The 13357-nt window shown below is 57.3% G+C and carries 11 protein-coding genes; 1 reads left to right on the forward strand and 10 read right to left on the reverse strand.

Annotated features, from left to right (window positions below; all coding sequences use genetic code 11):
• Positions 1-147 precede the first annotated feature (147 nt).
• Positions 148-1434 (reverse strand): NAD(P)/FAD-dependent oxidoreductase, encoded by a 1287-nt coding sequence (locus ACQY8Q_RS22910; RefSeq protein WP_428428716.1) that lies wholly within the window; start codon positions 1432-1434, stop codon positions 148-150.
• Positions 1435-1721: 287 nt separating this feature from the next.
• On the opposite strand from ACQY8Q_RS22910, the gene ACQY8Q_RS22915 reads away from it, so the two are divergent.
• Positions 1722-2666 (forward strand): phosphoribosylaminoimidazolesuccinocarboxamide synthase, encoded by a 945-nt coding sequence (locus ACQY8Q_RS22915; RefSeq protein ID WP_428429852.1) that lies wholly within the window; start codon positions 1722-1724, stop codon positions 2664-2666.
• 6 nt (positions 2667-2672) lie between these two features.
• On the opposite strand, the gene ACQY8Q_RS22920 is transcribed toward ACQY8Q_RS22915, so the two are convergent.
• From ACQY8Q_RS22920 to ACQY8Q_RS22960, 9 genes are all read right to left on the reverse strand, one after another.
• Positions 2673-3500, reverse strand: a complete 828-nt coding sequence (locus ACQY8Q_RS22920; RefSeq protein WP_428428717.1) for an MBL fold metallo-hydrolase — start codon at positions 3498-3500, stop codon at positions 2673-2675.
• Between the two features lies 1 nt (position 3501).
• Positions 3502-4281, reverse strand: a complete 780-nt coding sequence (locus ACQY8Q_RS22925) for a TatD family hydrolase (RefSeq protein ID WP_428428718.1) — start codon at positions 4279-4281, stop codon at positions 3502-3504.
• Positions 4282-4293: 12 nt separating this feature from the next.
• Positions 4294-5844 (reverse strand): methionine--tRNA ligase, encoded by a 1551-nt coding sequence (metG, locus tag ACQY8Q_RS22930; RefSeq protein WP_428428719.1) that lies wholly within the window; start codon positions 5842-5844, stop codon positions 4294-4296.
• Between the two features lie 161 nt (positions 5845-6005).
• Positions 6006-7049 carry a DNA polymerase III subunit delta' gene (locus ACQY8Q_RS22935; RefSeq protein WP_428428720.1) on the reverse strand — a complete coding sequence of 348 codons (1044 nt, stop codon included), beginning with the start codon at positions 7047-7049 and terminating at the stop codon, positions 6006-6008.
• A complete protein-coding gene (gene tmk / locus ACQY8Q_RS22940) occupies positions 7046-7744 on the reverse strand; it encodes a dTMP kinase (protein WP_428428721.1) in 699 nt (232 codons plus the stop codon). The genes ACQY8Q_RS22935 and tmk overlap by 4 nt, the downstream gene beginning before the upstream one ends.
• 167 nt (positions 7745-7911) lie before the next feature.
• Complete coding sequence (locus tag ACQY8Q_RS22945) at positions 7912-9060, reverse strand: D-alanyl-D-alanine carboxypeptidase family protein (RefSeq protein ID WP_428429853.1); 1149 nt, start codon at positions 9058-9060, stop codon at positions 7912-7914.
• Between the two features lie 74 nt (positions 9061-9134).
• The gene (locus ACQY8Q_RS22950; RefSeq protein ID WP_428428722.1) at positions 9135-10169 is read right to left on the reverse strand and encodes a septal ring lytic transglycosylase RlpA family protein; all 1035 of its coding nucleotides are present in this window, start codon (positions 10167-10169) and stop codon (positions 9135-9137) included.
• Between the two features lie 654 nt (positions 10170-10823).
• Positions 10824-11543, reverse strand: coding sequence for a hypothetical protein (locus ACQY8Q_RS22955; protein WP_428428723.1), 720 nt, complete (start codon positions 11541-11543; stop codon positions 10824-10826).
• Positions 11540-13030 carry a GSCFA domain-containing protein gene (locus ACQY8Q_RS22960; RefSeq protein WP_428428724.1) on the reverse strand — a complete coding sequence of 497 codons (1491 nt, stop codon included), beginning with the start codon at positions 13028-13030 and terminating at the stop codon, positions 11540-11542. Before ACQY8Q_RS22960 ends, ACQY8Q_RS22955 begins: the two co-directional genes overlap by 4 nt.
• Positions 13031-13357: the final 327 nt, after the last annotated feature.

Below are 13357 nucleotides of genomic sequence, written 5' to 3' on the forward strand. Positions count from 1 at the left end.
GTGTGCCGAGCGAAAATGGTTTCTTTGATTCTGGTGATATTCTGAAATTGAATTTATAAATAAAATTCAATATATTGAACAATTTTCATAAACTAAAAAAATAGAACCTTTAAATAATTTCAGGTCTTCGCGGCCGGTTTTAACGCACTACATGCCCAACCGGTCCTTCATCCTGCCCCAGATCATCGCCGCGTGAACGCCGATCGGCCAGAACGCATGGAAGCGCATGGGTTTGATGCCGGTCAAAGGCAGGTCGATCTGGACGGATTGCCCACCCACCAGCCGTTGGGCCAGCTGTTTGCCCATAGTCGTCGCCAACGCCACGCCACGGCCGTTGCAGCCGAGATAGATCAGCGTGTCTTCGGTCGGTTCATGCAGATGGGGCAGATGGTCCGTCGTCATAGCCAGCTGGCCGTTCCAGGCATGTGTCCAACGGATACCCGCCAGGCCCGGCCAAAGGCTTTCGGTATAGCGTTTCAGATAATCGAGCGGCCCGGTTTGCCCAGATAATTCCCGCTGCGGCCCACGGCCACCCATCAACAGCCGGTTCTTCCTGTCGAGCCGGTAATAGACGGTGATATGGCCGCTTTCATAGAGTACCGGACGCTGCGGCAACATGCGAGCCGCGAGATCATCGGGCAGGGGTTCTGTTGCAACGATCGAACTGTAAACAGGGACTAGAGACTTCCTCAAGTTCGGCCAGAGCCCGCCCGTGCATGCATTTGTAACAACAAGCAATTTATCCGCCGTGACAGTCGCCTTGTCGGTGGTCAAAAACCATTTTCCGGATTGCCTGCGAGTCGAGACAACACGGCTATCGCCATGGATCGATGCGCCGGCATTCTGGGCTGCCGTCACAAGGCCGCGTGCATAATTCAGTGGATGGAGATCGCCGCCGCGCGGATCAAACAGCGCCGCCGGGTATCGGTCCGTTCCCGTTGCCAGTGCCGTTTCCCTTGCGTCCAGCAAGCGTGTCGGCATGCCATGCGCAGCACATTGGTTTGCCGTGGCATCGATAGCCTTGGCCGTCCGTGTGTTGGTCGCGGCCCGTAGTGTACCGTTCTGGCGTGCATCGCAATCGATGCCCAGACGGGAAATGAGATCGAAGGTAAAGTCCGGTGCGCTCCAGGCCATGTCGATCATACGCTGGCCGAGATCTCGGCCAAACCGGCCCAGCACTTCGTCGGGATTGAATTTTAGTCCAGGATTGACCTGCCCGCCATTGCGCCCGGACGCACCCCAGCCGGGCTCATTGGCTTCCAGCACACAGACATCGACACCCATTTCAGCCAGATGCAACGCTGCAGACAACCCGGCAAACCCCGCACCAATGATGGCGACCGACGCGGTTCGGTCAATGTCCAGCGTTGGCGTCGATGGTGCAGGACGCGCGGTGTCGGTATAGAGGCTGATCGGCAACGGGACTGCGGACATATGCTGTGCCTTCATCTGAATGAGAGGACCATTCTGCACGGCAAGCAGCATTTGAGAAGGGAGCGTTGTTCGCAATCTCAAGGCTCGTTTTGGGGATGAGCGGCACTTTATCCTTGAACCCACCCGGTCGCGTATCTATATCACATAAGATAGATTATGGAACTAACGGATATGTGAATCGCGTTGATCTCTCGCATTCCAGCTTGTCCTGCCTTGACCTCACCCGGTCCCAAGGCTTAAGCGATACCGGTCTCCACGTCAGCGAAAGACCCGGCCCCATGAGCGATTTGCGCATTCTTTCAGATGCTTTCATTCCTGAATTGCCAGGACGCTACAATGGCAAGGTGCGTGAGAATTACGATCTGCCGGATGGCAACCGCATCATCATTGCCACCGACCGGCTGAGCGCCTTCGATGTCATCCTGACCGCGATCCCGTTCAAGGGCCAGGTTCTGACGCAGACGGCCCGGTACTGGTTCGAGGAAACCGCCGATATCTGCCCGAACCATGTGGTGTCTTATCCGGACCCCAATGTCGTCATTGGCACGCGGCTCGATATCCTGCCAGTCGAGATCGTCGTGCGCGGCTATCTTGCTGGTTCGACCAGCACGTCGATCCTGACCAAGTACCGCAATGGCGAGCGTGACATGTACGGCATCCGCTTGCCCGATGGCCTGAAAGACAACGAGAAATTGCCGCAGCCGATCATCACGCCAACCAGCAAGGCGTTTGACGGTGGTCATGACGAGCCGCTTTCGGCCGATGAAATCCTCTCTCAAAAGCTTTTGACAGCCGAACAATGGGAAACCGTCTCGCGCTATGCTCTGGCGCTGTTTGCGCGCGGCCAGGAACGCGCTGCCGAACGCGGTCTCATTCTCGTTGATACCAAGTATGAATTCGGCACCGACAAGGACGGCCGCATCGTTCTTGCCGACGAGATCCATACGCCGGACAGTAGCCGCTACTGGATCTCCGAAAGCTATGCGCAGAGCTTTGCCTCGGGCACGCGGCCCAAAAGTTTTGACAAGGATTTCGTCCGTGCCTGGGTGACTGAACGCTGCGATCCCTACAAGGATGCGATCCCGGAAATTCCGGCCGATCTCGTCGAGCAGACGTCAAAGGTCTATATCGAGGCCTATGAGACGATCACCGGCAAGCGTTTCGTCGCTGATCTTTCCGGCGCCACCGTACTCGACCGCATACGGTCCAATCTGCAGCCTTACTTCAGCTGAACGGTTTCAGCCGGGCTCATCGCTGATGTCGACCGCAATCCGCATCCCGTCATAGGCCGGCTCTATGTGGTCCGGCGTCTCACGCATCACCGTTTCGTAGTCGAGCGGTGTGTGCATATGGGTGAGCACGGCGCGCTTAGGCGCAAAGCGCGCGATCCAGCCAAGTGACTGTTCCAGCGACAGATGGCTCGGATGGAACTTGTATTGCAGCGTGTCGATCACCAGCATATCCAGCCCGGTCAGCTTGCTGACGGTCTCGTTGGGGAAATCGCTGACATCGCTGCAATAGGCAAAATCGCCGATACGAAAACCCATCGACATGATGCTGCCGTGGTGCTGCAACACTGGCTGCAGCACGATCGTGCCGCCGGCGCCGCTGATCGAAACAGGTAATAGCGACGGATCGATGATCCTCGCCTCGACGATCGGTGGATAGTTGCTGCCCTCCGGCGTCTCCAGGCAGTAGCGAAACCCTTCGTGGATACGCTCCATCGTCAGTGCATCGGCCCAGATCGGCATGCGTCTGCCGGTGTACTGGACATAGCCACGCAGATCATCGATGCCGTGAATATGGTCGGCATGCGGATGTGAATAGAACACCGCGTCGATATTTTTGACCTTTGCCGCAATCATCTGTTCGCGAAAATCAGGCCCGGTATCGATGACGACCGTGGTCGTACCGCCATCCTCACCGGTCTGCTCGATCAGCAAGGCAGCGCGGCTGCGGCGGTTTTTCGAATTGGTGGGGTCGCAGGCGCCCCAGTCACCATTGATGCGCGGCACGCCCGGAGACGAGCCGCAGCCGAGAATGGTGAAGACCCGCCTCACCGCCATCTCACAGTCTCGGCATTTTAGAAAAGACGCGGAAAGCGTTGTCGGTGGTGATCGCCGCAATCTCTTCCGTCGAAACACCGATCGTCTCGGCCAGAACCTGCGCGGTATGTGCCACATAGGCTGGTTCGTTGCGTTTGCCCCGGAATGGCTTTGGCGCTAGATACGGCGCATCGGTTTCGACGATCATCCGGTCATGCGGCACGGTTTTGGCGATTTCGCGCAACTCTTCCGATTTTGGAAAGGTCAGGATGCCGGAAAACGAGATATAACCGCCGAGATCGACGCCGACCTTTGCGAGATCCGGGCCGGATGAGAAGCAATGGAGAAGGAAGGGGAAGGCCCCCTTCCCTGTTTCCTCGGTCAGGATCGCGGCCATGTCGTCGTCGGCAGAGCGGCTGTGGATCACCAATGGCAGCTGTGTCTGCCGGGCAGCAGTGATATGGCGGCGCAGGCCGATCACCTGGGCGTCGCGCGGTGCATTGTCATAGAAATAATCAAGCCCGGCTTCGCCGATGGCGACGACCTTCGGATGCGCAGATAGGCGCACCAGATCATCCGTCTCGATATCCAGTTCCTCATCGGCATTGTGCGGATGCGTGCCGACTGAGCAGAAGACGTTGGCGTAGTTTTCGGCAATGGCCAGGATCGTGTCGAATTTCTTCACGCGCGTCGAGATGGTGATCATCTGCTCGACACCGGCCGCGCGTGCCCGCTCGATGATCGCATCACGCTCGGTCTCGAAGTCCGGAAAATCCAGATGGCAATGGGTATCGATCAGCATCGCGGGCCGTCCTCAAGCTTCCGGCGGGACGTAACGCGGGAAAACCGGCTTTGGCGCTTCCAGCGCCGTGCCTGCAACCAGCCGTCCGGCTTTGCCCAGCGAGGCAAAAGCGCGCTTGTCGGCAGGCGCCGCTACGAGGTCAAGCAGTTTTGCGGACGATTCCGGCATGAAGGGCTGCAGCAGAATGGCGATCTGGCGCACGACATCCGCAGTGACATAGAGAACGGTCGCCATGCGTGCCGGGTCGGTCTTTTTCAGTGCCCAGGGCTCTTGGCTCGCGAAATAACGGTCGGCTTCAGAGACGACAGCGATGATCGAGGCCAGCGCCCGGTGGATCATCAACGCATTCATATCGTCGCGGGTCGAGGCATGCAGTGCATCGGCCGCAGCCAGCATCGCCTTGTCTTCGTCGGTCAGCGCGCCGCATTCCGGGATCTGCCCGTCGCAGTTCTTGACGATCATCGACAGCGAGCGGCTGGCCAGATTGCCAATGCCATTGGCGAGATCGGAGTTGATGCGGGTGGCAATCCCCTCCTCGCTATAGCTACCGTCCTGGCCGAAAGAGACTTCGCGCAGGAAGAAATAGCGGATCGGGTCGAGACCAAAATGTTCGACCAGATTGACGGGATCGACGACGTTGCCGAGCGACTTCGACATCTTCTCGCCCTTGTTGAGCAGGAATCCGTGGGCAAACACCTTCTTTGGCAAAGGTAGACCGGCCGACATCAGGAAGGCCGGCCAGTAGACGGCATGGAAGCGGATGATGTCCTTGCCGATCATGTGGATATTGGCCGGCCAGAATTTGGCGCGCGGACCTTCCGGATCAGTCAGGTAACCAGTCGCAGTGATGTAGTTGGTCAGCGCATCGACCCAGACATACATGACGTGGCTTGGATCGTTGGGAACAGGAATGCCCCAGTCGAAGGTCGTCCGCGACATCGACAAGTCACGCAGGCCGGATTTCACGAATGAAATCACCTCGTTGCGGCGCTCGGCCGGACCGATGAAGTCCGGGTTTTCCTCATAATACTGGAGCAGCCTGTCCTGATAGGCGGAGAGCTTGAAGAAGTAGCTGGCTTCCTCGACCCATTCGACCGGTGATCCCTGCGGCCCGTAGCGGACGCCATCGGCGCGCACTTCCGTTTCGCCTTCCTGATAATAGGCTTCGTCGCGCACCGAGTACCAGCCGGAATAGCTGTCCTTGTATAGGTCGCCCGCGTCGCCCATGCGGTTCCAGATGTTCTTGACGGCCTCGTGATGACGCGGTTCCGTCGTGCGGATGAAATCATCGTTGGAGGCGTTGAGCAGAACGGCCATGTTCTGAAATTCGGCGGAGTTACGGTCGGCCAGCTCCTGCGGGCTGATGCCCTCCTTGCGCGCCGTCTGCTGCATCTTCTGGCCGTGTTCGTCGGTTCCCGTCAGAAACAGCACCTCACGCCCCTCCAGCCGCTGGTAGCGCGCCACCGCATCGGTCGCGATCAGCTCGTAGGCATGGCCGATATGCGGCTTGCCGTTCGGATAGGAGATCGCGGTGGTGATATAGAAAGGGGACGTGTCGGTCATGATCGGGTTTCGGCCTGTCTCTGATCTTGGGTGTCTGGCTATTAGCGCATCCAACGGCGGGATGAAACAGTGCACGCTTAGAAAAGCGGCAACGTGCCGCCGCTCAGCACCCGCGCAAAGCCGATATCGAAGCTGCCATCGCAAGGGAGCAGAGTGGAAATTCAGGCCACCGCGCGCGAGGCTGCCCTGAGATCATCCAGAATCGACAGAACCGTTTGTTTGCGATCGAGATTGTAAGCCTGCGCCACAGCAATCCGCTCGGTCACGCTGCTGGAAAGGCGTGCGAACCGGTCAGCCCTGTCGAGATCGCCGGAATGGGCAGCGTGGCGCGCCTCGCCCATCATATGGCCTGTCACCAGCGACAGGAAGAACGCGAAAATCGTTTCGCTGTCTTTTCCGGCAAGCACGTCGGCAAGCTTGTGCATGTCCTTGCGGATCCCCGGGTCCTGCCCGGCAAGAATAGCCTGGAACGTCGCCATGATATCGAGGCCGCCGTAATTGATCAGCTTCAAGGCTTCCGACACACTGCCATTGGCCGATGTCAGCACCTTTTCTCCGTCCGCCCCTGAAAGGTCGAAGCCGAGATTGTTCATGGCGTTGCGCATCGCGTCCGGCGCCAGCGGCTTCAGCTGCAGCGGCAGGCAGCGCGAACGGATGGTCGGCAAGAGCTTGCCGGGCGCATGGGTCAAGACCAGGAACAGCGACCGCTTCGGCGGCTCCTCGAGGATTTTCAGAATGGCGTTGGCGGCGTTGCGATTGAGATCGTCGGCCGGATCGACAATGACGATCCGCCAGTTGCCTGTACCGGACGTCTGCGAAAAGAATTTTCCAGCGCGGCGCACTTCATCGACGGTAATGGCGCTTTTGACTTTGCCGGTCTTTTCGTCGACCGGACGCGTCAGGTGCAAAAGATTGTGGGATGCACCCGATGCGACCTGCCGGCTGGCAATGGAATTCGGATCGGGATTGCCAAGTTCCGCCGGTGCCTGCGCCGGATCTGGATGGGTCAGAACATGATTGGCAAAGCGGAAGGCAAGCGTCGCCTTGCCTATGCCTTCCGGTCCTTCGATCAGGATGGCGTGATGCCCCTTCCCCGACCGATAGCTTTGCGCCAGAAAATGCTCGGCCTCCGGATGGCCAAACAAGCGCATGTTTTCGGCTGGAGAAATGGCGCCGTCGAGAACGTCGAACCTGTCGGTGCTCATTGTGCCGCTTCCGTATCCGGTCCGTTGCCCGATCCGGGCAGCAAGGGTTGGACGATCAGAAGCACGGCAGCGGCAATGTCGCTGGCCGAAACAGAGGCATCGACCACATGACAGCGCGTAGGATCGGCACTGGCGATATCGAGAAAGGCCTCACGGCGTTTTTCATGGGTTTCGAGTTCTTCCTTCTCGAACCGGTCGAGCTCGACTTCCTGGCCCGTCTGGGCCTCGGCAGCCCCTGCCCGTCGGCGCACCCGCTCCAGACCAAGCACTGCTGGCAGGTCGAAAACGATCGTGCAATCCGGCGTGACCCCGTTGATCGCAACGCGCTCCAGCGCCTCGATAAAGCTGGGCTCCAGATTGCCGGTAACGCCCTGGTAGACGCGGGAAGAGTCCATGAACCGGTCGCAGATGACGACCGTGCCTTTCAGGAGGGCCGGCCGGATAATCTCCTCGACATGGTCGCTGCGGGCCGCAGCAAACAGGATTGCCTCCATGCGCACGCCGAATTCCTGGGCCGCGCCGGACAAAAGCACATGCCGCACGGCTTCTGCACCTGGCGAACCACCGGGCTCGCGCGTCGTCAGCACCGTGTAGCCGCGCTCGCGCAAGGCATCGGCAAGCAGGCGAATCTGGGTGGATTTGCCAGCCCCCTCGCCGCCTTCGAATGTAACAAATAAGCCTGTTCCGACTGACACTGCTGATTCCCGTAAGTCATTTTTCAATTGAACATCCACGCACACGGGATGCCCTTGTCTGGGTATTACGGCCCCAGCCGCCGGTATAGATGGCGGGTGGAAAACGTGACACAGGGTCTGTTTAACTGATTGTGTCCGGACGCGAAACCGCCGGTGGCGTCATTTCATCAGAGCCAGAAAAACAGCAGTTCCTGCAGCGCATCCACGGCTCTGGTTATAAGCGATCCCTGCCCTACCGTCGCATTGGTTTCGACCGGCACTTCGCGCAAAAGCCGCTCGCCGCTCCAGATCTTCAGCGTGCCTGCCTGCTTGCCGGCCTCGACCGGCATAGTCAGTGGCCAGCGATAGATCACCTTGGCCGAAAGCCGCTCCGGATTGTTGGCCGGCACAAGCACATCGACCGCATCGGCCGTGACGAGTTGAACATGCGATACTGCGCCGCCGTAGACGCTCGCTTCGCCAACAGTATCGCCGGCTTCGAACAGCCGCTTTCTTTCAAAGGCCGTCATCGACCAGTCGAGAATCTTGCGGGTCTCCTCGACGCGTTCCTTGTCAGTGGCAAGGCCGCCCAGCGCCAGAAAGACACGCCTTGTGTCTTTCTGCATGGTGGCAACCATGCCGAAGCCGACCCCTTCGGCAAAGCCGGTGGCAAATCCATCGACGCCGATATTGGCCGAGATCAGCGGTGTCCTGTTGCGCTGCAGGATCTTGTTCCACTCGAATTCGGTCTGGGAATAGTATTTGAACAGGTCGGGATAGTTGACTTGGATGTGCTGTGCCAGCAGCGCCATATCGCGCATCGTCGTCTTGTTCTGAGGATCGGGCAGACCGGTGGCATTGCGAAACACCGATCCAGTCAGCCCAAGCTCACGGGCGCGGTCAGTCATGCGCTTGGCAAAGGCCTCCTCGCTGCCCGTCATGCCCTCGGCCAGAATAATGCAGGCATCGTTGGCGAGCTGGACGGTGACGCCCTGGATGAGATCGACGACGCGGACACGCGATTTCAAGGCCGCGAACATTGTCGATGTTCCCGACGGCGCGCCGCCGGTTCGCCACGCATGTTCGGAGACCGGAAATTCAGTATCGAGCGTCAGCTCATTCTTGCGTATCGCGTCGAAGACGACTTCCATGGTCATCAGCTTGGCAAGCGACGCTGGTGGAACGACGGCATTTTCGTCCTTGGCGAACAGGACCGTGCCTGTCTCGGCATCGATCAGATAGACCTGCTTCGCCTTGGTTTCAAAGGCCTGCGCCCACACAGCTATCGGCGTGCAGACACTCAAGACAAGAGCAATGTAAACCGAGACCAGTCGTATATGCATTCCAAACTCCGGTGCCTTCTCCGGCAATAGCAGCCGGACTACCGGGGAGCAATCGCGAAGGATCGCGATTAGCGCAGGACACTCTTGCGCTTGGCATATTCGACGATCGAATTTGGCGTCAGCGGGTTCTGATCAACCAGAACGGCATCGAAAGCCGTCTTGGAATCGCTGACGCGCGCTTCGACGTAAGCGGCAGCATAGGCCATATTGCCATTGGGCATCGGGATATAGGCCGGGCGCTCGCGCGGGATCGGGCCGATCTCCGGCAGCATGGCGAAAGCATCGAGCCCGGCCGATGATGCGCGTGGCGCTTCAGATTCGGCAAGTGCCGTGACCGGTACGCCCATGTCGAGGTTCGATTTGGACGGGATGGTCAGTATGCCGAGATTACCGGCCTGCTTGCGCAGCGGTTCGTTCGACGCGACCATGACACCGGTGGCGATCTGGCCCTCTGGGAATGCGTTCGGACTGCGATCGCCCTTCTTGACATACGACGCCATCAGATAGGGCATGTCGTTGCCTTCAAGCGGTGCCTTGCCGATATACTGGACACGAACCTGGGCACTGCCCTTGCGCTTCATGTCGAGGAAGTCGGCCGTCTTGGACGAGACATCGATAATGCGGCCATATTCATAAGGGCCACGATCATTGACCCGGACCACGACGGACGTGCCGTTTTCAAGGTTGGTGACGCGGGCATAGCTTGGCAACGGGAATGTCGGGTGGGCAGCCGAGAGGTGGTATTTGTCGTAGACTTCGCCGTTCGCCGTCAACCGGCCGTGAAAGGCGGAGCCATACCAGGAGGACATGCCGGTCTTGTTATAGCCGAAATCTTCTTTTGGCTGATACCACCTGCCCTTGACCTGATAGGCCTTGCCGACCTGATAGCGGCCGCCGCCCTTCGGCACGGCTTTACCCTCGTCAACAACGCGCGGACTGGCCTTCACGCCATAGATCGATTCTGCAAAATACTCCTTGCTGCGCGGCTTGCCGTTCTTGACGGTGCTCGTTGAGCCGCACGCGGTCAGCCCGACGCACAGCATCGGAATCGCGGCAACGCGCAATCCCTTGAAGAAAAAAGCCGCAGTCAGATTGGAAGTCATGTGCCCCACATCGCCATTCGTAAAAGCCGTACGCAGTACTTTCCCGCGCTTGCCTCCGCGAAAGTACCGGCGTCCCGAAACGTAACAGTCGATTAATCATGCCAACAACGTGGCAAAAATGCGAATGGTTAACCGTGCTGAAGTGAAACAATTGGGATTATGGTTTACGAATAGTTAACGCCGTTCCTGCCGATGTTGACTGAAAACGCTTGAAAGTGCAGGTAAAGGTGGGCCGAATTCAGGCGAATACATCCTCCTAGCATACATAATCGACAAGGTCGTAGAAAATACCGATGATGGTGCCATCAATGCCGCGAATAAATGTGGAAATACTGAGGCTTGGGCGGTATGCAGATTGTACCATCCATCTGTTGGCTAACCGTCATCGCGACAACAGCGCCAGCGCCTGTCTTGAGTTCGTCCAGAAGGCCAAACATCAGACGTCCCCTTGATCGGTCACCGCGTCAGCAATGATCGTGTTCACCTCGTTGACCCGGTATCTGTCCATTACCCGGTACCAAATACGCTAGACGTGCGAGAGCGCATGCTCGCGAAGAACGCGCATGGTTCATTATGATGTCCTTTGATGTGGTGAAACGGAAAAACCCCGCTCGAAGTCGGGGCTCGGTCATTCCTGGCAATGACGGAGCTGGTTTAGCTTATAAGAGGATCAGCGATTTGCTCGGCGTCCTGAGACATGAAGGCGCCGATTGAAGACATGACTGCCGAAACACCACCCGGACCAAGATGGAAGCCATCCTGATGCATCGTTTCCTTCTCACTCCAAATTGAAGCGTCATCTCGGGCGAGAGTTTCTTCCGCCTGCCCAATGGAGAGCGCTCCTAGTTCAGCAAATCGGGCTTTCTGAAATTCAATCAGATCACGGAAACGCTTTTCGTTGACGAGCCGACCGGCAAGCTTTGCCCGCTGAAGTTTGAGCGTAATAAGTGGTGGATCCACTACTGCCGCTCTGGCGCGGCAACCACCAGAATGAAGTGACTTTACGAGATGGTAGCTTGGCAATCTATGCAGTTGGTCTGCGTGTACGTCTGCGAGGCAAGCCTCAGAAATAAACCCTAAGTCCGCAGAGAGAAAGTGGTACCTTTCATCGTAATCATCAAAACCGAGAACAAGGACGACATCGTTGGGTGATATTGTTACTTCTCGCTTGCCGCTCGATCGCGCCCAACCGGCGGCAACATCCCCATTTGAATGGCGCAACCGGTTATGGTCGAACGTGAACGTCCCATGCTTGTAGTCTGAATTATTCGCAGCATAGAATACGATAGGCAACGGGAGCGGCATCTCCTCCATTGCCAAAATGAATTGCCTCAAAAATACAACATGCGAATTGCCAATCAGGTGGATAGTCATGCTTTCACACCTGCAAATGCTTCAAGCAGGCTCTCGTCACAAATCACGTCCATCTCAGTTTTCTCTTTTTTGGTGGCCGGGGTATGCCCTTTTGGCACAACTGGCGCTACCGGCGAGAGGCCCGCGAAGAAATGACTCATCACAAAATCAACACCAAACTGGCTGACTTCCCTCTTGTTTGCCTCAAAGAATACCCCCCCAAAAACAGGGGAATTGATGATCTCGTATGACGGGAAATAGTCAATTTGCGCAGGCTGAGCGATGGTTTGAACAATGCATGAGAAATTAGATATATGGAACTGGCCAACTTCTGCGCCGGCTCCGATCCACAGGCATAGCTCCCCGTCCCACCCAGCCTTAAGCTCCAGGTCAACCCTCCCGCGTCCCTCTATCTCCTGAACGACGGTTTTGCCATTGCGCCTGGTCGCGGGAGCAGGTGAAATGGAAATACTAAGCTTCAAAGAGGATTCTGTCTCGACATCGAAACCTAGCACTACCGCGTCACTGCGGCCAAGCTTCTCGAGCCTTCGTTTGATACCCGAAAAGGGATTGCTCGATGGACCGGATATCGAGATTACGCCTTCTGAGCTTGAAACAGAGCCGCTCATTTGCCAATCAGACAAATCGCCTTCAATCTCTCTAATAGGAACTATCCGAGCGCCAGAATCCCAGCTATTGGCCGCATAATCCGCGACCGCGCGAAGTACGGACTTGGATGCCATGGTGGCGACAACCACATGTCGATCCGTTTTCGTTGCAGTCAGCGGCACGGGCGATACTGTCAAAAGCACGCGAATGTGCGGATTGATATCCCTCATCATCTCGATTGCAGCAGTGAGATTGTTCAGAATGAACGCGTAATCCTGGTTTTTGAACACATGCTTCTGCGGGTCGAATTTCCCGGCAACTGTGCCAGGACAAACCGCATACTCATATCCATCAACGCAATTGTACCAGCTTTCCGTCAGGCCAAGCGTGAAAACAAAGATATCCGCCTCTTCAATGGCCTTTCTGAACGTCGTCAGTGTGAATTCCCGCGCGCGCAAACATTCTTCAACTGACGCGAACCCGTCCTTTTCGATAGACGGACGGAATGGGTCGTAGAAACGGCCGGCTCTCTGCCATGTTTCCGTAGGCGTTGCCTTGATGCCAGAGGCCCACTCGACCCATTGGCGAAGCATAGACGTTGTATAAATGTTCCCCGTTCGAGCGGAGAAAACGTCGTAGCTGTATTTTTTTGCGTTCTGCGGCGACAGACCGGGAGGTGCAGGTTCCGTTGAGAGCCAGCCATACCCTCGTTTTTTTAGGGCCCGCCCGATGTGCTGTGCAAAGCAGGAGCCGAAAGTCACCACACGCGTAGTTGGCAAAATCTCGAGTTTTGGTGTCCAGAGGTCAGATATCTCGAACATATTCGGCTCGGCAACGCCGGACTTCCAAAACGCTCTCCGCGGGAGGTCTATGAAGGGATGTTTTGGATGTTCGTTCATAAGGCTCCCCCTACGGCTTCTGCAAAGAAATCCGTTATATGGATGACATCGAACAACCTCAAGTGGTTTGGGCTCCCTAGAGCGGCGACGTTTAGACAAAATATGTCGCGGCTACCGCGGCTGCCTCTAGAGTGGTCTCCACCGATCCCGCGGCCACCTAGCCCAACACGGTTGCGGGAAACGTCAGGGAAGCATTTGCGGCGACTGGGCAACCCCGTTATCTTCACATTATCAGTGCCGGCATGCAAGGATCATACGTGCCGTGGACCGTCACCTGTCTGTCGACACGCGTATAGATGGCGGCCTGTACGCTATACGTCACCACCC

Source organism: Pararhizobium sp., assembly GCF_965279435.1.
GTDB lineage: Bacteria > Pseudomonadota > Alphaproteobacteria > Rhizobiales > Rhizobiaceae > Pararhizobium.

Bases quoted from the DNA above. Each gene is read 5' to 3' on its own strand.
- metG (WP_428428719.1), bottom strand. From the start codon at position 5,844: ATGACCGACACGTCCCCTTTCTATATCACCACCGCGATCTCCTATCCG.
- ACQY8Q_RS22960 (WP_428428724.1), bottom strand. From the start codon at position 13,030: ATGAACGAACATCCAAAACATCCCTTCATAGACCTCCCGCGGAGAGCG.
- ACQY8Q_RS22935 (WP_428428720.1), bottom strand. From the start codon at position 7,049: ATGAGCACCGACAGGTTCGACGTTCTCGACGGCGCCATTTCTCCAGCC.
- ACQY8Q_RS22950 (WP_428428722.1), bottom strand. From the start codon at position 10,169: ATGACTTCCAATCTGACTGCGGCTTTTTTCTTCAAGGGATTGCGCGTT.
- ACQY8Q_RS22910 (WP_428428716.1), bottom strand. From the start codon at position 1,434: ATGTCCGCAGTCCCGTTGCCGATCAGCCTCTATACCGACACCGCGCGT.
- ACQY8Q_RS22955 (WP_428428723.1), bottom strand. From the start codon at position 11,543: ATGACTATCCACCTGATTGGCAATTCGCATGTTGTATTTTTGAGGCAA.
- ACQY8Q_RS22920 (WP_428428717.1), bottom strand. From the start codon at position 3,500: ATGGCGGTGAGGCGGGTCTTCACCATTCTCGGCTGCGGCTCGTCTCCG.
- ACQY8Q_RS22925 (WP_428428718.1), bottom strand. From the start codon at position 4,281: ATGCTGATCGATACCCATTGCCATCTGGATTTTCCGGACTTCGAGACC.